The organism is Streptomyces sp. NPDC057854 (assembly GCF_042797055.1).
GTDB lineage: Bacteria > Actinomycetota > Actinomycetes > Streptomycetales > Streptomycetaceae > Streptomyces.
In genome coordinates, this window is the sequence record NZ_JBHVMF010000042.1 from 14,137 (window position 1) to 31,783 (window position 17,647).

Consider the following 17,647-nt stretch of genomic DNA (forward strand, 5'->3'; position numbering starts at 1 on the left):
TCTCCGTTGACGTCGGGAGCCGGCTGCCAAAGGCGTGTCACGCTGCTTCCCAGAGACCGGCATCCAGAATACGGGCGGCCTTGGTGATGCTCCCCGGCATCAGGTGCCGGTAGGTTCGATACGTCTCCTCGATGGACTTGTGCCCCATCCATTCGGCGACGTCGGTGATGGGTATGCCGCTCCCGAGCGCGTTCGAGGCGAAATAGTGCCGGAAGCTGTACATTCCGACGCCGTTCTCCGCAGGGAGGTCTTTGAAGAGCTTCTGTACACGGCGGCGTTCCATCGGCTCCGTGTAGTAGCCGCTCGGACCGCGCAGCAGATAGCCATCCTTGGTGGTGCCGTGCTGCTCCTCGTAACGCTCCAACGCCTCCTTCACCGAGCGCGGGAGCGGAACCTCCCTGAACTCGCCCGCCTTGCGATGCTTCAGCTTCGCTGGCTTATGCGTGTTGGAGTGGATCTGCTCGTGCACCCTGTAGACGTCGTCCGCCACGATGTTGTTGACGTTCACCGCCCGGGCCTCACCATTGCGGAGGCCGCAGCCGACCATCATCACAATCTCAAGTGCGAGATGCTTGTCGGCTACAGTCAGCGCCTTCTTCACATAAGCGAGGGACGGGATAACCACCTTCTCGCGAACGTACTCCGGCTCTTGGACGCCCTTCACCGGATCGTCTGCCATGGCACCTTTGCCGTAAGCGTCTCGCAAGATGGCCTTGAGGACGCGGAATATGTTCACCTGATTTCCGCGACCGACCTTGTCGGACTCCAGTTCGTCCAAGAATCGCTCGACGACGATCGGCGTGACCGAGTTCAGCTTTCGCGATCCAAGGCGGGGAACGATGTGCACATTGATCGAGCTGTCGACGTGCTCGCCGGTGGAGTACTCCGTCATCTTGCGCTGTCGGGGTCGCCACTGCTTGGCGTATTCCTCGACCGTCTGCTGGCCCAGCTCGCGGCGGGCCTCGGCGACGGATGGCGCCGTGCTCTTCTTGTCTTTGTAGATCTCCGTGAGGCGCTCGATCGCGTCGTCCTGCGTGTCGTACCCGGACTCCTCGCGCTGCTTGCCGAGCGCGTCCCTGAAGCGAATCGTGTACGGGTGCGGGCAGCGGGTGGGCTTGGCGCAGTCACATTCCTTGAAGAAGGAGCCCATGCCGCGGGCGAGCTGTCGAGCCACGTGTCGAACCTTCCGAACGGGAGCGGGGACCATGCACAGTCGCTGCGCAGATGGCAGAAGGTCAGCAAGCGGAGACAGGGCTGCGACGCATGCTGACCTTTTGCTGACCCGAGGGGCCTCTATCATGCCCCTGACCTGCGCAGACGTCCAAATGCTAGATCTTGGACTTGAACAGAGTGCGCAGCACTGTGGACTCCTCTGAGACGGCTCCCTGCCTGCTTCGTGCAGGTCAAGGGCGTCGTCGACCCTACACCGACGGTCCCGTCCGGTGTTTGTGAGGAACATCGCTGCGGTCGGGCTGGACGGTTCCCCCGTCCGGGATTTCGCGCCGCACCGGCGCCTGCTGAGACGGCCTCCCCGGAACGTGCGGGGACTCATGCTGACCGGATGCCGACTTGCCTGGTGTCCCATCGGACGTTGAGTGCCTCCGCACACGGACGGCGTCCGCCCACGCACCACTGAACTGGCGTACATCGACGTTGTTCCGGTTTACGGAACACGGCCCTCTGGCCCTCGGCGGGTTGACGCTCGGCCGCTCCCGACGTGGCCTCACCGCCTGTCGCCGGCCCGATGCTCCTCGGCAGCGTGGAATCGCGAGCGTCGGCCTCGCGAGCCGGAGGCGAGGCAGGCCCCCGACCGACGGCGGATCACCGTCGGGTTGCGCCGCCGCGAGGAGCAGAAAGCGGCGAACCTCGGGGGGAAGCCGGGAAAGCCTGGCTGCCTTGAAGGACTCCTCCGGTCGTGGGGGTGCCCGACCACCGGTCATGTCTCGGCCGCGGCCGACAGCAGGCCCAGGACCGCCAGTCCGAGGTGCAGGTGATCGGGAGAGGGCCCCGGACGGCGCCCCAGAGCCACGCCCAGCGCCTCCCACTGCGGCTGCGGCAGCCCGCCGAAGTGGCCCGTCAGCGAACTGGTCAGGTGCTGAAGCCCGGCGAAGGACACCTCGGCCTCTGGCCAGGTGTTCTCCACTCGCAGGACCTGCGAGTTGCCGAACTCTGTCCGCACGTTCTCCAGCAGCGTGGTCTTCCCGATGCCCGCTTCCCCGTGCCGCACGAGGACACCGCCCGTGCCGGCGCAGGCCTGCGTGAGAGCTGCCTCAGCGCAGCGATCTCCGTGCTCCGACCGAGCAGCGCCTGGGCCCCCCGCGCCGGCCGCGCGCGCAGCATGTCACCTCCCATGGTCGGCCAGCTCGTTTCCTGTACGTGTGCCTCGCCGAACGGCGGGCATGTGCTTCTCGATCCTTGGTCAGGCCCGTCTACGGACCGTCTATGAGCCGTCTACGCGGGCCTGCCACGTAGGCGCTCGCCGGAGCCGGTGGTCGGTGCGGGAGCGCTCTTCTCCCGCGGGCGGCCGGGCGACGTTCTCCGCCGGCCGGGTCCGGGCGACGTTCTCCGCCGGTCGGGTCCGGCCGAGATCCGGAAGACGCCCATCAGCCCTCTCCCGGGTGAGGACACCTGGACGAGCTGCCTCCCGAGCCATGCCACCACCCCGGCCACCAGCGCCCCTTGCCGGTTCCGGCTGTGCGAGGAAGCCGTCACCCCAAATATGTTGCCAGCCACGTAACCCCGCGCTACTTTTAAGTGGTCGGCCATATAAGTGGTCGGCGGGTCCTCTCCCTGGAGCACGCCATGACGGTCACGACCACGCCCGAGACCCCCGCCCGCCCCCCTTACGACCCGGAGCTGGGTGCGCTGCTCGCCGGCAGCCCGCTGCCCTCCGCGATCACGGCGGAGATGATCGAGCCGCTGCGGGCCGCGCCCTTCACCGCCCCGATCGAGGACCTCCTCAGCACCCGCGCCCTGGACCACCGGGTCGTCACCGTCCCCGGCCGCGACGGCGACCTGACCGCCTCCGTCTTCGCCCCACGCGGGAAGACCACCGCCGGCGCGGGCATCTACTTCCTGCACGGCGGCGGCATGATCATCGGCGATCGCTTCACCGGCATCCAGAACATCCTCGACTGGGCGCTGGAGCACGACGCTGTCGTCGTGTCCCTCGACTACCGCCTCGCTCCCGAGCACCCCGCGCCGACCCCGGTCGAAGACGCCTACGCCGGCTTCGCCTGGACCGCCGCCCACGCCGCCGAGCTCGGCATCGACCCCGGGCGCATCCTCCTCGCCGGCACCTCGGCCGGCGGCGGACTCGCGGCCGGCACCGCCCTGCTCGCCCGCGACCGCAAGGGACCGAAGGCGCTGGCGCAGCTGCTGATGAGCCCGATGCTCGACGACCGCGACCGGACGGTCTCCACGCTCCAGTACTCCGGCACCGGCACGTGGAGCCGGGAGAGCAACACCACCGGCTGGACCGCGCTGCTCGGCGACCTCCGCGGCACCGACGCCGTCTCCCCCTACAGCGCCCCCGCCCGCGCCACGGACCTGTCCGGCCTGCCCCCCGCCGCCATCGACGTCGGCTCCGCGGAGGTCTTCCGCGACGAGGACGTCGCCTACGCCTCCCGCCTGTGGGCCGCCGGTGTCCAGGCCGAACTCCACGTCTGGGCCGGCGGGTTCCACATCTTCGACGGCGCCGCCCCCGCCGCGGCCCTGTCCACCGCCGCCCTCGCCGCCCGCACCGCCTGGGTGCGCCGCACGCTCACCGCCTGACCCCGCGCCGCGGCCACCGGATCGGCCGCCCGAAAGAAGAGGCGGGCACCGCCCGCCGAGGAGGACATCATGACCATGCCCTACCTGGCCCAGACCGAGAACCAGCAGAAGCTGGAATGGCTCGACGGCGGAACGTTCTCCGTCCTGCTCGACCAGGACGCCACCGACGGGCAGCTCACCGTGGGCCGCTTCGACGTCACCAGAGGCGAGGCCCCGCCCTTCCACCTGCACACCCGCGAGGACGAGGTCTTCATGCTCCTCAAGGGATCGGCCCTGGTCTGGGCGGGAGAAGAGGAACACGAACTGCGCGAAGGCGGAATCGTCTACCTGCCGCGCAACACCCCCCACTCCTACCGCATCACCTCCGAACGCGCCGACCTCCTCATGATCGCCACACCGGGCGGCATCGAGGGCATGTTCCGGCACGCCGGGCGCGACCTGAGCACGCCGCGCCCCGACGACTTCACGATCCCCCGCTCCCTCCTCGCCGAAGCGGCGGACCTCTACGGCGGCGTCATCCTGGGCCCGCCGCGCTGACCCCGCACCGCCACCAGGCACCTCGTGCCCTGGCGGCCGGCGGCGGAATCCGGGCCCCGGCATCCCTCAGAGGCCCGGACCGACCGACGGACCCGACATCCCCGTACCTTTCGCATCATTCAAGTGGCTAGCCACTAAATCCTGCACGTCTGATGCGCCGCACCACCTCACCGGGTGGCGGCGCCGGAGGAGTAGTCATGAAGGCCATCGTCTTCGATCGTTTCGGCAGCGCCGATGTCCTGCGCCAGACGGACATCGAGATCCCGCGTCCCGCGCCCGGGCAGGTGCGCGTCCGCGTCAAGGCCGCCGGGGTGAACGCCCTTGACGGCAAGATCCGCTCCGGTGCGCTGGAGGCCGTCTTCCCGACCCGGCTGCCCGCCGTGCCCGGCCTGGAGGTCGCCGGCATCGTCGACGCCGTGGGCACGGGCGTCACCGGCCTGCGCGTAGGGGACGAGGTATTCGGCTGGTCCGACACCGGCTCCTACGCCCAGTACGCCCTGGCGACCACCGTCGCCCCGAAGCCCGCGGCCCTCGGCTGGGCACACGCCGTCGCCCTGCCCGTCGCCGGCGAGACCGCCGACCGCGTCCTGGCCCTGCTCGACGTCACAGCCGGGGAAACCCTGCTCGTGCACGGTGCTGCCGGAGCGGTGGGCACCGTGGCCGTCCAGCTCGCGCTCACCCGAGGCGTCCGCGTCATCGGCACCGCCGGCCCCGCCAACCAGGAGTACGTCGCCTCGCTCGGCGCCACCCCCACCCTCTACGGCGACGGTCTGGTCGACCGGGTACGGGAACTCGCACCCGACGGCGTCGACGCGGTGCTCGACATCGCCGGCAAGGGAGCCCTCGAAGACTCCCTCGCCCTGCGCGGCACCCGCGAGCGCATCGTCACCCTCGCCGACTTCCGAGCCCACCAGCTCGGCATCACCTTCGCCGACGGCCCCCAGCAGCGCTCCGCGAGCCGCCTGACGGCATGGGCCGGCGCAGCCGCCGCCGGCGACCTGATCACCACCGTCACCACCCGCCCGCTCTCCCAGGCCGCCGAAGCCCAGCGCATCAGCGACAGCGGCCACAGCCGAGGCAAAATCGTCCTCACCACCGACTGACCCGCCCCGACCGCCCCGACCGCCCCGACCGAAGGAACTGCACCATGACCACCCGCCACCTCCCCTCCACGGCCAGCCAGGGCGCGCTCAGCTACGCGATCTTCCAACTCGCCCGCGTACACCGCGGCCATGCCTCCGCCATGCTCCGCGAGATGGGCCTGCACCCCGGCCAGGAACTCCTGCTCATGCAACTCCTCGACCGCGACGGCCAGTCCCAGTCCGAACTCCTCGAATCCGTCGGTCTCGACCATTCCACCGTCTCCAAGTCACTGCGCCGCATGCAGGACGCCGGCCTCCTCACCCGCGAGCCGGCTCCGCACGACAAGCGCGCCATGATCGTCCACCTCACCGACAAGGGACGCGCCATGCGCCGACCGATCGAGGAGATGTGGAAGGCCCTGGAGGAAGCCTCCGTCCACAGCCTCTCCGCCCAGCAGGCCGAGGAGTTCACCCGCACCGCCCACGCGATCGCTGACGCGATGACCAGCCCGCGAACCCGCCCGGACACAGCCCAGAAGTAACGTCGCAGCCGTCATCGGTCGCGCGGCACCCATCGTCAGGGCCTCCTGGCACGCGCTGTCGTCCTCGTCCTCGTACCAGTCCGCGCCGATCAGCCGGTCCCGGAGGCCTTCGAGGCCGAACTCGTCGCGGGCGCGTCGGTAGCCCAGGGATTCGAGGTCGGCGGTGGGGCGGTGGCGGGAAGCAGCCTGGACGTCGATGAGGTCGCGGACGGCGGCTCGGTAGTCGGCGAGGGCACGGACCTTGGTGCCGGTCAGGTCGTCGCTCGTCACGCGCTGTCTCGCCGCAGAGTCTCCGTCGCGCGCCCCCGTCCGGTTGGGTTGATGGGCGCCAGTCCGTCTGGCAGGGTGCGGACATCGAACGGGAGGGCCCCATGCTGAAGCAGGTCGCCGAGGGTGTGCTGGTCCACCGGAGTGAGTTGCTCGAGAACAACACCGTTGTCGTGCAGGGCAGTGACGGCGTGCTCCTCGTGGACGCCGGGATCACCGGTGCCGAAATGACCTGCCTGGCCAGCGACCTTCGAGAGCTGGGCCGGCCCGTGGTGGCAGGGTTCTCGACGCATCCTGACTGGGATCACGTGCTCTGGCACGCCGAACTCGGCGAAGCGCCCCGTTACGGCACAGCCCGCTGCGCGGACTTCATGCGGGATGTGTTGTCGAACGCGGACTGGAAGGCCGGCGTCGCCGCGGGGCTGCCGCCGGAGATCGCCGAGGACACACCGCTCGACCTGTACGGCCTGATCACAGGTCTGCCCGCTGGGACCGCGGAGCTTCCCTGGGACGGCCCCAAGGTGCGGATCATCGAGCATGCGGCGCATGCCCCGGGCCATGCGGCCCTGTTGATCGAAGAACGCCGGGTTCTCGTCGCCGGCGACATGCTCTCCGACGTCTTCGTTCCCATGCTCGGCGACACGGGTGACCCGATCGAGGACTACCTGGCCGGGCTGGGGCTGCTCGAGGGCGTGGCGGACGACGTCGGCGTCCTCGTCCCCGGACATGGGTCCCTCGCCAGGGGTGAGGAGGTACGCGCAAGGATGAAACGGGATCGAGCGTACGTGGAGGACCTGCGTGACGCCCGGGTGTCCAGGGACCCGCGGGTCGTATCGCCGAAAGCCGGCTGGGAGTGGACGAGCGGCATTCACGAAGGGCAGGCCCGCAACCTCGCCCGCCGAGGCAAGCGCGACGGGACGCCTCGCTAGGCTCTGCCGTCACATGCCCCGCATCAGTCCGAGAACCGGGGGGCGAAGGCCGCTGCCTTGTCGAAAGTCGTTCAGCGGCCCGCGGACTTGTCGGTGCCTCCTTCTACGCTTCCCGCCGTGAACACCGATGATCTTTCCTGGCAGGCCCACCATTACGGCGGCCTGCATCCTCGAAAAGTGGATCTCCTGCTGGAGCACGGTCGCCTGGACCTGATGATCCAAGCAGCGGAAGAGCGCGGGGAGTGGTTCTGTGCCGAGCGCGCGGCGCAGGAGCTGTCCCGGACGGGTTCGTTCCGTCGGGCTGTCGAGGTGGTCGAGCCGTTCGCCGCTCTCGGGTGGCGGCCGGCCCTCCGGGCGAAGGCGCACGTGCTGCTGCGAGCGGGGCGGACGGACGAGGCCCTGGATCTGGTCCGCCCTGACGAGGAGGGGCGTACCTCGGAGTACGTGTGCCGGGACTTCGCCGAGCTGCTCGTCACAGCGGGGCGGGTTGACGAGGCCGTCGATCTGCTCGTGCCGCATCTCGGGGGGTGGTGGATCCGGTCGGTGCTGGTGGAGATCACCGAGGGGCAGGGCCGCGATGAGCGGGTGCTGGAGTTGCTCGCCCCGCACGCCGAGACCGCACGGCAGGCCCTTAAGAAGAGCCGTTGGGCCTCCAGCGACGAGGAAGTCCTGGTGCTCCAGGCTCGGATGCTGGAACGTATGCACCGTGCCGACGAGGCGATACGCGTCCTCGGGGCGGACATAGCCGTGAAACGCTGTGGCACCGAGAACACCCTGACCGCCTACGCCGAACTGCTGTCACGCCACGGCCGGATCGACGATCTGCGCGAGCTGGCCACCGGAGAGCACGCCCACACGGTCCTGGACATCTTCGCCGGTGCCCTCCGCGACTGCGGCCGGGCCGACGAGGCCGAGACGGTGATGCGGGAGGCCATCGCCGCTGACGACTGGGTCGGGTACCGGGCCTGGCTCTCGGTGACCCTCCTGCAGGACGGCCGGTTGGACGACGCGATCGCCGTGGCCGAACCCGGCTTCAGCTGGTACGACTGCTCCAACCTCCTGGCCCCGCTCGTCCACACGCTTTTCGGCCGTCCCGAGGAGCTGCTCCGCCTGCTCGACCATCCCCTCACCGTTCCCCACCACGATCATGAGGAGTTCCAGCACGGGTGGCGGGCCTTCGCCCTCGCCGGCCTCGGTCGTGCCGAGGAAGCGATCGCCGTGGTCGAAGCCCACCCGGACCCGTTCCGCGACCCCCGCCTCGTCAGAGCCGACCTCCTCAGCACCGCCGGCCGCCTCGCGCAGGCCGAGGCGGAACTGCGGGACCTGGGCACCGTCGAAGCGCGTGAGGATCTGTTCGAGGTCCTGGTCAAGCAAGGACGAGCCGCCGAGGCGGTCACCGTCCACCCCACCGTCGCCGAACAGCGTGCCGCCAGGACGAAGACCGCATCAGCCCCCCTGCGGGAGGACGGGTACTCTGCGGAACCCCCCTTTTGACGATACGCTCAAATGATCTTGGCAGCTGTCGCCCTCGCCTCACTCCTGATGTGGCGTGACATGGGACGACAGAACCTCGTGCCGAATCCGGCAACGTCGGCCCGGTCGGCGACGGCCCGTAGGCGCTGGTCGACGGCGTGGCGGTTTCGCCCGATGATCCGCGGGCGCCGCCAGGTCACCACGGAGCCCGCTCCCCCGCGGACTGTCCGCAGTAACCGCCGGCCTCTCGTCGTCATGATGCCGCGTCTGCACACACGTGCCGCCACCCACATCGCTTGGTGGTCCGATGCCGCTGGAGCGTCAGGTTCAGGAGGAGTCGCCGGAGTCGGCCGCGAGCGTCTTGCCCTCGACGCCTGACCGTGTGACGCCGTCGACTGCCACGCAGATACCGAAGACACGATCGTGGCTGGTCCAGCCATTGATGCGGCCGCGGTTGTTGCTGATCTGCACCCGCTTCCTGGCGGCGTCCACGGACGACACCAGGTGCAAGTAGACCGTCCCGGCGACACGGGCGAGGACGATGTCCCCGACCTCCAGCTTCGACGGGACGACCGGAGCGACGACCACCTGCTGCCGACTGCGTATCAGAGGGACCATCGAGGAGCCGCTGGGCCGGGACGCCACCGTGGCGCCGCCGGCGACCCTGCCTGCTACTGCATCCAATGCACCCATCCGGTGATCGTGGCAGATTCCCCTGGGTCACCCCACCGATTTCCTTCTCCGTCTCCACAGGCGAGGCGAACGTTGCCTGATGCGGCGCTAGCGAGCTGCTTCCGTCACAAGACGCCCCTGTCAGTGAGCCTCTTCAGTGCTGGCAGCGCTGAACGCGTGGGGCTGTCCACCCGCACCTTGCGGGTTCTTGGCCGGGGAACCGACGGCCGGGCGCCGGAACACCGGGACGCGGTGGCGGCGGCTTCCCGGATTACCAGGGAACACTGTCGGAGACGTACCGGCATGGGCACTCCGCGCAGCCGGGCGCGTACGCGGTGCGTGCTACGGGGTCTGAGGATTCTTCCGGTTCCGGAGGTGATACAGCCTCCGCGTCCCGTCAACGACGAGGCCCGTGCCCGCGAGGATGGCGAAGGTCGAGGAGGGGACGGCGGTGATCGTCTCCGTCAGGTAGAGGGCGAGAAGCGCTGCGCCCGCCACGATGGCTCCGCATGCGGTCCATCTGTGCATTTCCTGGCTCCTGTGGGTTCTGTGGACGGCGCTGGAAAGGGTGGGGCGCTGAGCCTCCACTCTTGTGGTACTCAGCTCGTGGTCCGCACCAGCGCATGTTCCTGTAGGAACGCCGGCCACGGTACGTCTTCACCCGTGAGTACCTGGGTCCGGAGAACTTTCCGGAACACCTACCCACCTTGATGGCGTGGGTCCGGGTGTGGCCGAAGAAGCCTACGGCCGTGCCCCCGCCGGCCGCCGAGAGCGTACCTCTCCAGGTCTTGCGGCCTGAACTGTCCCAGGAGCCGTGGCGCGGGGCTTCCACACGGTGCGCCGGGCCCCTCCAGCGCACGAGCCTGCTGGTCTTGACGCTTCCCCACTTCTGGTGGCGCCCAGGTCGCCGGTGGCGGACTCGACGGTACGGGCCAGCATGCCCGTGGCCGTGTCATCCGTTGTCGCAGGCGTGGGTGCGGTCGGTGCAGATCCTGTCGGCGGTGTCCTCGACGGTGGTGGGACGCCCGGTCGCGTCGTAGCCGCCGGGCCGTTTCTCGCGCGTCAGGGAGCCGTCGGCGCCGGCGTACGAGGTCTGGCGGCCGGGCTTGTCGTACGCCTTGGTGAGGGTGCCTCCGGTCGGGGAGCCGTCTTGTCGGCGCGGCCGGTGGCGGGAGCGTCAGGACGGCTCCGGGACCGCTTGGCCGATGCCGCCGGTGTCGTCCGTTCCCGTGAGCCAAAGGCCTCCAGCGGGGGTCTGATGCGCCCCGTACGTGATCGGCGCCAAGCTTCGCGGGCACCGGCTCGGCGGTGCCAGGGCGCACGACTGCCAGGGGCGGTGGAGGTCGGGGTGGTGGCGTCGACGGTGTGTCGTCGGTCCGGGTGCCGGGGCGGGGCGGATGCCGGTCTGTCGGGGGCTTCGGCTGTGTGGGGCGGTGCGCCCGCCGGTGGGGGCCGGCGGGCGGGCGGGGTCAGCGGAGGAGGGCTACCGCCGCGTGGTGGCCGGGGGGGACGGCCACGTCGGCGAGGTACCAGCCCGGCGGTGCGGCCGGGGCCGGGCCCGCGCCGACGTACTCCGCCGCGGGGTCGGCGCCGAGTCCGACCCCGAGCCCCTTCAGGTACGCCTCCTTCCGCGTCCACACGCGGGCGAACGCGTCCGGGGCGCGCGCCCCTGCCAGTGCGGCCAGTTCGGCGGCCTCCGCCGGGTGCAGCACCTCCGCCGCCTCGGTCACCAGGTGGGGCGGCGGGACCCGCTCGATGTCCACGCCCACCGGTCCCGCGGCGACGGCGATCAGGCTCAGGCCCTCGCAGTGCGAGAGCGAGAAGTGCAGCCGGCCGTCCGGCAGGACGGGCCGGCCGTGCGCCTCGCCGCAGCAGGGGCACGGCGCCCGTTCCATGGTCACGCTGCGCGGCGCGACCCCGAGGTGGGCGCCGAGCAGCCGGCGCAGGCCGACGTGGGCGCACAGGTAGGTGGCGCGGTCGCCGGGCCGCCGGAACTCCTCCGCGCGGGCCAGCTCGGCCGCGTCCAGCACGAGCGAGGCGTACCGGGCGGCGGTGTCCCGGTGCGCGTCGGTGGCGACCAGCCAGAGCTGGGGCCGCAGCGGGCGGACCCCCGGCGGCCGGGGCAGGGCGGCCGGCAGCGGCGGGAGCGCCGCGGGGCGGAGGAGGACGGGCCCGGGCTCGTACAGCTCGGGCGGGGGTGCGGGGGTCAGGGGAATCATGTCTGCCTCACACGGACGTGACGGTGGACTCCGGGGCGGTACGGATCCGGTCGGGGGCGCTCCGGCCCGGGGCCTTCTCCGGCGCGGCGCGCAGCGCGACGGCCGCGGCGATCGGCGACACCAGGGCGACACCGGCGCACAGCAGCCAGGTGCCGGTCACCCCGAGGTGCAGGGAGACCGGGGTGAACAGGGCCAGGGACAGGGGCGCGGCCCCGATCCCGGAGAGCGCGAACGTCGACATCGCCGCGCCCATCTTCCCTTCGGGCACCGCCTGCTGATAGGCCGTCACCAGCGCCGGGCCGTTGAGTCCGGAAAGCAGGCCGACGGCCGCGGCGGTCCCGGCGAGGACGCCCGGCGAGGGGACGAGCGCCATCGCGCCCATGCCGGCGGCCAGGCCGACGCCGGTCACCACGAGCTTCACGGGCGCCGGGACGCGGTGCGCGAGGGCGGCGCCCAGGGCGGCGGAGGCGAGGGCCCCCGCGCTGAAGGCGGCGAGGACGACGGCGACCGCGCCCACGCCCCAGCCGTTCTCCGCGGCGCGCAGCGGCAGGGCCACCTCGGCCGGCCACAGGAACGCCAGGTCCATCGCGAAGCAGGCCACGAACATCCACCGCAGGCGCGGGTGGGCGGCGAGGAGCCGGAAGCCGTCGCCGGAGCGGCGCAGCAGCGAGGGCCCCTGGGCGGCCGGCTCGGGCCGGGGCATGCCCCGGGTGACGTGGGCGGCGCAGGCCAGCCACAGGACGCAGCCGGCCGCCGCCGCGCCCATGGCGACCGGCAGGCCGCCGACCACCACCAGCCAGGCGCCGAGCGGCGCGCCCGCGATCGGCGCGAGCCGCAGCACCATCGAGAAGAGGGAGTTGGCGCGGCCGAGGTGCTCCTTGGGCGCCAGGTACGGCAGGAGGACGCCGGCGGCCGGGCCGGTGAGACCGAGGAGGACGCCGTCGGCGAGTGCGATGACGACCAGCGGCCACAGGGTGTGGGTGGTGGCCGTGACGACCGCGCCGGCCGCCAGGACGGCGATCCGGACGCTGGTGGCGCGCAGCAGCAGGGCGCGGGGGCCCAGGACGTCGGTGAGGGCGCCGCCGAAGAGGAGGAGCAGGGCGCGCGGCAGGGTCGCGGCGAGCGTGACGGCGGTGACGGCGCCGCGCCCGCCGAGCTGCACGGCGGTCCAGCTCATGGCGATGAGGAGGGCGAAACTGCCCGCCTGGACGGCGGCTTGGCCGGTGACGAGGCTGCCGAGACGGCGCCAGTCGATGCCGGGTGCGGTCGGGTCAGTGGTGGGCGCGGCCATGGGGTCGGCTTCCTGTGCGGGGGTGGTCGGTGGGCGGGTGGGAGCGGGGGCGGACCGGGGTGCGGCGGGCGCCGGAGGGCGGGGCGGGGGCGGGCGGGCCGGTGGCCGGGGCGGCGCGCAGGGTGGTGGCGACGGCCGCCGCGACCGCCCGGGTGGCGGCCCGGCGCAGGACGCGCGCCGGGGTGCGCCGGGGGGCGCGGAGCTCGACGTGGCCGCCCAGGTAGGCGCGGCCGGCCTCCGTCAGGGCGCGCTGCGCGGTGCGCCGGGCGGTGCCGTCGAGTCCGTACGGGAGGGGGGCGCGGCTCCCGGCGGCGGTGACGGTGATGCCGGGGACCTCCCGTACGGAGAAGCGGGCGCGGACGGCGGCGGCGCGCGGACGGCGGCGGCGGTTCACGCGGAACAGCCCGGTCCGTCGGCCGGTGCCTGGGCGGGGGCTGGGGCGGGGGTGGGGGTGGGGGCGTGCGTCGGAGCCTGGTGCGCGAGGTCCGGCGCGGGGCCGGCGTACGGGTCAGGGGCGGCGTACGACTCCGGGAACGGGGGCGGGGACCAGAGGTCGTCCGGGGTGAGGGCGGCGGGGGTGTACTTGCCGAGGGCGCTGACGAGGAGGCGGAGTTCGAGGGCGAGCGCGCCGGCCAGGCGCTCCAGGCCGTGCTCGGGGTCCTCGTCGACGGCGACGAGGGCGGCGCGGCCGAGGCCGACGGCGCCGGCGCCGAGCGCGAGCGCGCGGACGGCGCGGCCTCCCTCCCAGACGCCGCCCGTGGCGAGCAGGCAGCCGGTGGGGGTGCCGATCCGGCGCAGGGCCTCCGCGAGCGGCAGGCCGACCTGGTCGAGGAAGACGCCCGGCGCCCAGCCGGTGCCGCCTTCCGCGCCGTCGACGGTGACGGCGTCGGCGCCGGCCGCCCAGGCGGTGCGGGCCGCGTGGCCGATGTCGCGGCCGGGGTGGAACTTCACCCAGGTGCGGGCCTTGGGGAAGTTGTTGCGCATGAAGCGGAGCTGCTGGCGGAGGATCTCCTCGGTGAACGTGCCCGGGGTGGCGCAGCGCAGGCTGCGCGGCGCGTCCGGTCCGAAGACCTCGCGGACGGTGAAGCGGCGGGCCAGCTGCTCGGCCTCGGCCCGGTCGACGACGGTCATGCCGCCGAGGCCCGGCTTGGCGCCCTGGCCGGTCTTCAGCTCGAAGGCGAGGCGGCCCGTCTCCAGGAGGGGGCGGAAGGCGGTGTCGCTGTAGAGGAGGTTCCACACCTCGGAGTCGGCGTCCTCGGTGGACTGCTGGACGACGACGCCGCCCACGCCGTCGGGGGCGGCCTCCAGGTACGCCTCGACGCGGGCGAGCAGGGCGGAGCGGGTGGCGTCGCCTCCGCCCGCGCCGCCGCGCCGGTAGCCGTGCACCGGGACCATGTTCTCCCCGATGACCATGGGGATGCCGAGGCGTGCGGCCTGGCGGCTCGCGTGGACCGCGAGGTCGCCGCTGCCGGCCCGGGTGGAGCCGAAGGCGGAGAGGTAGAGCGGCAGGCGGGCGGTGAACCCGCCGACGCGGGTGGTGAGGTCGACGTCGTCGAACTCCGGCTCCCGCGCGAGGTCGATGAGCTTCTCCAGCCGCTCGGGCATGAAGACCGGCGGCACGATCCGCATCCGGTCGAGCGCGTCGCCGCCGGCCGCGGCCGTCGGGCCGAAGAGGTGGCTGCCGTACGCCGTGGGGTCGGGGAAGACGGCGGCGGTGCCGAGCCGGGCGCGGGCGCGTACCGGTTCCTCGGGGAAGCCGGGGGCGGTGAGGGCGGGGGCGGTGGGCTGGGCGGGGGCGGCGGGCGGGGCCGGGGGCGTGGTCACGGGGCCACCACCCCGGGGAGCTTCGGGTAGGCGCTGACCTGCCAGAGGGCGTCCAGGCCGGTGAGGAAGCGGACGAGCCGCTGGAGGCCCATGCCGAAGCCGGCGCTGGACGGGATGCCCTCGCGGGCCTCCTTCAGGTACCAGGCGTACTTGGCGGGGTTCTCGCCGCTCTCCCGCATCCGGGTGACGAGGGTGGCGTAGTCGGCCTCGCGCTCGCTGCCGGAGACGAGCTCGCCGTAGCCGTGCGGGGCGATGAGGTCGAAGTTGCGGAGCACGCCGGGGCTTTCGGGGTCCTCGCGGTCGTAGAAGCCGCGGGATCCCTTGGGGTAGTCGTCGACGAAGAACGGCCGGTCGCTCTCCAGGGAGAGGATCCGCTCGCCGGTCCAGTCGATCTCGCCGTCGGGGTTCTGTGGGTGGCCGAGCGAGAGCAGCCGGGCGACGGCCTCCTCGTGGGTGCGGACGTCGTACTTGCCGGCGCGGACGTCGGCGAAGTCGGCCTCCTCGCGGCCGAGTCCGGTGAGGAGGTCGGGGACGGCGGTCCAGACGTGCTCGGTGACGTGGGTGAGGAGGCCGGCGGCGATCGCCTGGGCGTCCTCGCGGCTCGCGTCGGCGATCTCGACGTCGATCTGGTGGAACTCGACGAGGTGGCGGCCGGTGGTGGCGGTCTCCTCGGGCTCCACCCGGACGTTGGGGGCGATGTAGAAGAGCCGGGGGAAGCCCCGCAGGGACGCCTGCTTGTAGAGGATGGCGCTGGTCATGAGCTTGTACGGGTGCCCGTAGTAGTCGACGTCGAGGGCCTTGGCGCCGCGCCCGCCGGGGTCGGTGACGGGACCGACGAGCGGTGGGAGGAGTTCGGTGAAGCCCTCGCCGCGCAGGTAGTCGCGGGCGGCCTGGAGGGCTTCCTGCTGGACGAGCATGGCGGTGCGCAGCCGGGGCGAGCGCAGGTGCTCGCCGAGCGGCGGCGGGGTGCCCGGCGCGGTCGCGTCGGCGGGGGCGGCGGTCAGGTCCATGGCGGGGCTCCTGTTGCGTGCGTGCGTACGTGCGGGCGGGTGGCGGGAGGCGGGTGCGGCCTGGGCTTGGCCGTACGGTGCGGCCCGGGCGGCCTGAGCTTCGGTTGCGGTCCGGCCTGGGCTTGGGCCGTGCGGCCGGGGCGGCCTGATGGCGGGTCAGACGGTGAGCGGCGCGGCGGACGGGTGCGCGCGGCCGGCGGGGTCGTCGGGTGGACCGGCGGCGGGGTCGCGCCGGCCGTCGTAGCGGGCGGCCACGTGCCGCAGGGCGGTGAGCAGGCCGTCGGCGGTCAGCGGGGCGGCGTCGGCGGCGGCGTCGCGCCGCAGGGGCATGGCGCCCGTGCGGGCCCAGCGGAGGCGGCCGGACGGGTCGATGAAGCCGAGGGAGCGGCCGGGGTTGTCGGGGTGCAGGCAGAAGGGGACGTCGAGGAGGCCGCGGGCGAAGGCGTCGGGCAGCGCCCGGGCGAGGTCGGGGTGGAGGTCCAGGACGGCTTCCACGAGGGCGCGGGCCTCCAGGTAGACCTCGCTGTCGGCGGCGCCGTCGGGGCCGGGGGCCTCTTCGAGGGCGGCGGCCGCGGCGGCGGTCTCCAGGGCGCGGACGTTCTCGTCGACGGTCGGGATGCGGTGGGCCTCGGCGGCGGTCTTGACGATGAGCCGGCCGGCCCCAGCGCGGACCGCGAGCCGCGCGGAGTCCTCCAGCAGGCGGAGCGCGCCGCGCTCGGTGCGCGGGTAGACGCCCATGTACGTGTAGAGGACCACGTGGCGTTCGACGTCGGCGGGGAGGAATTCGGCGGCGAGCCGGCCCAGGGCGCGCAGGGCCTCCTCGTCCTGGCCGGGGTGCGTCTGCTGGGCGTAGCTGAGGGAGACGCTGCGGAGCCCGTACCGGACGAAGAAGAGGCATTCGAGGAGGCTGGTGGCGACGAGCAGGCCGGGCGGGCAGAGCTGGCCGAGAAGGCAGCCGCCGAAGCTCTCCAAATGCGGGGTGGAGCCGGGCCGGGCGCCTTCGGCGAGCAGGGCGCAGGCGCGGGCCCAGGCGGCGACCGCGTCGCGGAGCGGGGTACGGCCGTAGGGCAGGCAGTAGGAGACGGGGCCGCCCTCGGTGGCGTCGAGTCCGGCCGCCAGCAGGGCGCGGACGATGGGCTCGGGGCGGGCTGAGCCGTGCCGGACCTGGACGGGGAAGGCGGCGCCGTGCAGTCCGTCGAGGACGGCGCGGGTGGTGGCCGGCGGGTGGGCGGCGATCGGGTAGCCGTTGAGGCGGGTGCCGTCGGCGACGGCGGCGCGGGCGCCGGCCAGGTCGCCGACGCGGGTGTAGCTGTCGACGGTGAGGGTGCCGGCGGTGTGCGCGGTGGCGGCTCGGGTGCGGGCGAGGCCGTCGCGCATCGCGCGGGGGTCGCCGAAGCCCATGCGGGGCTGGACGACGAGCCGGCCGGCGGCGGCCGAGGCCGTGACGAAGGCCCCGAAGGAGGAGGCCGGCCCGGCGGGGTGCGCGGTCACGCGGGGACCTCCGTACGGGCTCTGGCGGCGAGGAAGCAGCGCAGGGCCGCGAGGTCGTCGCCGAGGACGGCGTCGCAGCCGGCGTCGAGGAGCTGGGCGACGTCGTCGTCCTGGCGGTGGCCGGCGACGCCGAGCTTGCCGCCGAGGACGACGGGCAGGGCCGCGAGGGCGGGTTCGGCGCGCAGCCGGCGGACGGCGGCGAGGCCGTCGCGGTAGCCGTGGCCGTTGACGCTGCTGAGCACCACCGCGTCCGGCGCGTGCCGCCGGCAGGCGTCCGCGAGGAGTTCGGCGTCCACGCAGGGGCCGAGCCCGACGACCTCGTGCCCGAGCTCCTCCAGGAAGAGCCGGAGGTACACCAGATTCCACGTATGGGAGTCCGAGGCGGTCCCGCTCAAGAGAATCTTCATGTCTGAAGAATAATTTCCGGAGGGTTCCGGAAGGGGAAGTGGGAGCGGCAGCAACGACCGGCACTTTCCCATTTCGAGGGAATTCCGGGAGGGGTACGGAAAAGGCGCCGCGCCCCGCTGGAAATGCGG

The 17,647-nt window shown here is 72.7% G+C and carries 16 protein-coding genes and 1 pseudogene; 6 read left to right on the plus strand and 11 right to left on the minus strand.

Annotated features, from left to right (window positions below; translation table 11 throughout):
• Positions 1 to 37: 37 nt before the first annotated feature.
• Both ACFVQZ_RS35665 and ACFVQZ_RS35670 read right to left on the minus strand, forming a co-directional pair.
• Positions 38 to 1,174, minus strand: a complete 1,137-nt coding sequence (locus tag ACFVQZ_RS35665; protein WP_383629038.1) for a tyrosine-type recombinase/integrase — start codon at positions 1,172 to 1,174, stop codon at positions 38 to 40.
• Positions 1,175 to 1,936: 762 nt separating this feature from the next.
• Entirely contained in the window at positions 1,937 to 2,227 is a 291-nt protein-coding gene (locus tag ACFVQZ_RS35670; RefSeq protein WP_383629040.1) for a hypothetical protein, read from the minus strand.
• A 575-nt stretch (positions 2,228 to 2,802) separates the two neighbouring features.
• Between ACFVQZ_RS35670 and ACFVQZ_RS35675 the strand changes: the two genes are divergently transcribed.
• The 4 genes from ACFVQZ_RS35675 (at position 2,803) to ACFVQZ_RS35690 (ending at position 5,935) form a co-directional block, all read left to right on the plus strand.
• Entirely contained in the window at positions 2,803 to 3,774 is a 972-nt protein-coding gene (locus ACFVQZ_RS35675; protein ID WP_383629042.1) for an alpha/beta hydrolase, read from the plus strand.
• Positions 3,775 to 3,843: 69 nt separating this feature from the next.
• Positions 3,844 to 4,311, plus strand: coding sequence for a cupin domain-containing protein (locus ACFVQZ_RS35680; RefSeq protein WP_030497598.1), 468 nt, complete (start codon positions 3,844 to 3,846; stop codon positions 4,309 to 4,311).
• Positions 4,312 to 4,508: 197 nt separating this feature from the next.
• A complete protein-coding gene (locus ACFVQZ_RS35685) occupies positions 4,509 to 5,414 on the plus strand; it encodes an NADP-dependent oxidoreductase (RefSeq protein WP_030497597.1) in 906 nt (301 codons plus the stop codon).
• Positions 5,415 to 5,458: 44 nt separating this feature from the next.
• Entirely contained in the window at positions 5,459 to 5,935 is a 477-nt protein-coding gene (locus ACFVQZ_RS35690) for a MarR family winged helix-turn-helix transcriptional regulator (RefSeq protein WP_030497596.1), read from the plus strand.
• Positions 5,936 to 5,986: 51 nt separating this feature from the next.
• Here ACFVQZ_RS35690 and ACFVQZ_RS35695 read toward each other — a convergent pair.
• Positions 5,987 to 6,196 (minus strand): annotated as a pseudogene (locus tag ACFVQZ_RS35695) (hypothetical protein); the annotation flags it as partial.
• Between the two features lie 110 nt (positions 6,197 to 6,306).
• On the opposite strand from ACFVQZ_RS35695, the gene ACFVQZ_RS35700 reads away from it, so the two are divergent.
• Positions 6,307 to 7,131, plus strand: a complete 825-nt coding sequence (locus ACFVQZ_RS35700; protein WP_383629045.1) for an MBL fold metallo-hydrolase — start codon at positions 6,307 to 6,309, stop codon at positions 7,129 to 7,131.
• Between the two features lie 117 nt (positions 7,132 to 7,248).
• The gene (locus ACFVQZ_RS35705) at positions 7,249 to 8,625 is read left to right on the plus strand and encodes a tetratricopeptide repeat protein (protein WP_383629047.1); all 1,377 of its coding nucleotides are present in this window, start codon (positions 7,249 to 7,251) and stop codon (positions 8,623 to 8,625) included.
• Between the two features lie 306 nt (positions 8,626 to 8,931).
• On the opposite strand, the gene ACFVQZ_RS35710 is transcribed toward ACFVQZ_RS35705, so the two are convergent.
• The 8 genes from ACFVQZ_RS35710 to ACFVQZ_RS35745 all read right to left on the minus strand — a co-directional run bounded on the left by ACFVQZ_RS35710 (position 8,932) and on the right by ACFVQZ_RS35745 (position 17,518).
• Positions 8,932 to 9,297 carry a S26 family signal peptidase gene (locus tag ACFVQZ_RS35710; RefSeq protein ID WP_383629049.1) on the minus strand — a complete coding sequence of 122 codons (366 nt, stop codon included), beginning with the start codon at positions 9,295 to 9,297 and terminating at the stop codon, positions 8,932 to 8,934.
• Positions 9,298 to 10,745: 1,448 nt separating this feature from the next.
• Positions 10,746 to 11,495, minus strand: a complete 750-nt coding sequence (locus ACFVQZ_RS35715; RefSeq protein WP_383629051.1) for a 4'-phosphopantetheinyl transferase family protein — start codon at positions 11,493 to 11,495, stop codon at positions 10,746 to 10,748.
• 7 nt (positions 11,496 to 11,502) lie between these two features.
• Positions 11,503 to 12,786, minus strand: coding sequence for an MFS transporter (locus tag ACFVQZ_RS35720; RefSeq protein ID WP_383629053.1), 1,284 nt, complete (start codon positions 12,784 to 12,786; stop codon positions 11,503 to 11,505).
• Complete coding sequence (locus ACFVQZ_RS35725) at positions 12,767 to 13,180, minus strand: hypothetical protein (protein ID WP_383629055.1); 414 nt, start codon at positions 13,178 to 13,180, stop codon at positions 12,767 to 12,769. Before ACFVQZ_RS35725 ends, ACFVQZ_RS35720 begins: the two co-directional genes overlap by 20 nt.
• Positions 13,177 to 14,610 (minus strand): glutamate synthase-related protein, encoded by a 1,434-nt coding sequence (locus tag ACFVQZ_RS35730; protein ID WP_383629057.1) that lies wholly within the window; start codon positions 14,608 to 14,610, stop codon positions 13,177 to 13,179. Before ACFVQZ_RS35730 ends, ACFVQZ_RS35725 begins: the two co-directional genes overlap by 4 nt.
• Entirely contained in the window at positions 14,607 to 15,620 is a 1,014-nt protein-coding gene (locus ACFVQZ_RS35735; protein ID WP_383629058.1) for an asparagine synthetase A, read from the minus strand. The genes ACFVQZ_RS35730 and ACFVQZ_RS35735 overlap by 4 nt, the downstream gene beginning before the upstream one ends.
• Before the next feature lie 156 nt (positions 15,621 to 15,776).
• On the minus strand, positions 15,777 to 17,111 hold the full coding sequence (locus tag ACFVQZ_RS35740) for a methylaspartate mutase (RefSeq protein ID WP_383629060.1): 1,335 nt from the start codon (positions 17,109 to 17,111) through the stop codon (positions 15,777 to 15,779).
• A complete protein-coding gene (locus ACFVQZ_RS35745; RefSeq protein ID WP_030498411.1) occupies positions 17,108 to 17,518 on the minus strand; it encodes a cobalamin-dependent protein in 411 nt (136 codons plus the stop codon). Before ACFVQZ_RS35745 ends, ACFVQZ_RS35740 begins: the two co-directional genes overlap by 4 nt.
• Positions 17,519 to 17,647 lie beyond the last annotated feature (129 nt).

Bases quoted from the DNA above. Each gene is read 5' to 3' on its own strand.
- ACFVQZ_RS35675 (WP_383629042.1), top strand. From the start codon at position 2,803: ATGACGGTCACGACCACGCCCGAGACCCCCGCCCGCCCCCCTTACGAC.
- ACFVQZ_RS35680 (WP_030497598.1), top strand. From the start codon at position 3,844: ATGACCATGCCCTACCTGGCCCAGACCGAGAACCAGCAGAAGCTGGAA.
- ACFVQZ_RS35685 (WP_030497597.1), top strand. From the start codon at position 4,509: ATGAAGGCCATCGTCTTCGATCGTTTCGGCAGCGCCGATGTCCTGCGC.
- ACFVQZ_RS35690 (WP_030497596.1), top strand. From the start codon at position 5,459: ATGACCACCCGCCACCTCCCCTCCACGGCCAGCCAGGGCGCGCTCAGC.
- ACFVQZ_RS35700 (WP_383629045.1), top strand. From the start codon at position 6,307: ATGCTGAAGCAGGTCGCCGAGGGTGTGCTGGTCCACCGGAGTGAGTTG.
- ACFVQZ_RS35710 (WP_383629049.1), bottom strand. From the start codon at position 9,297: ATGGGTGCATTGGATGCAGTAGCAGGCAGGGTCGCCGGCGGCGCCACG.
- ACFVQZ_RS35715 (WP_383629051.1), bottom strand. From the start codon at position 11,495: ATGATTCCCCTGACCCCCGCACCCCCGCCCGAGCTGTACGAGCCCGGG.
- ACFVQZ_RS35720 (WP_383629053.1), bottom strand. From the start codon at position 12,786: ATGGCCGCGCCCACCACTGACCCGACCGCACCCGGCATCGACTGGCGC.
- ACFVQZ_RS35735 (WP_383629058.1), bottom strand. From the start codon at position 15,620: ATGGACCTGACCGCCGCCCCCGCCGACGCGACCGCGCCGGGCACCCCG.
- ACFVQZ_RS35745 (WP_030498411.1), bottom strand. From the start codon at position 17,518: ATGAAGATTCTCTTGAGCGGGACCGCCTCGGACTCCCATACGTGGAAT.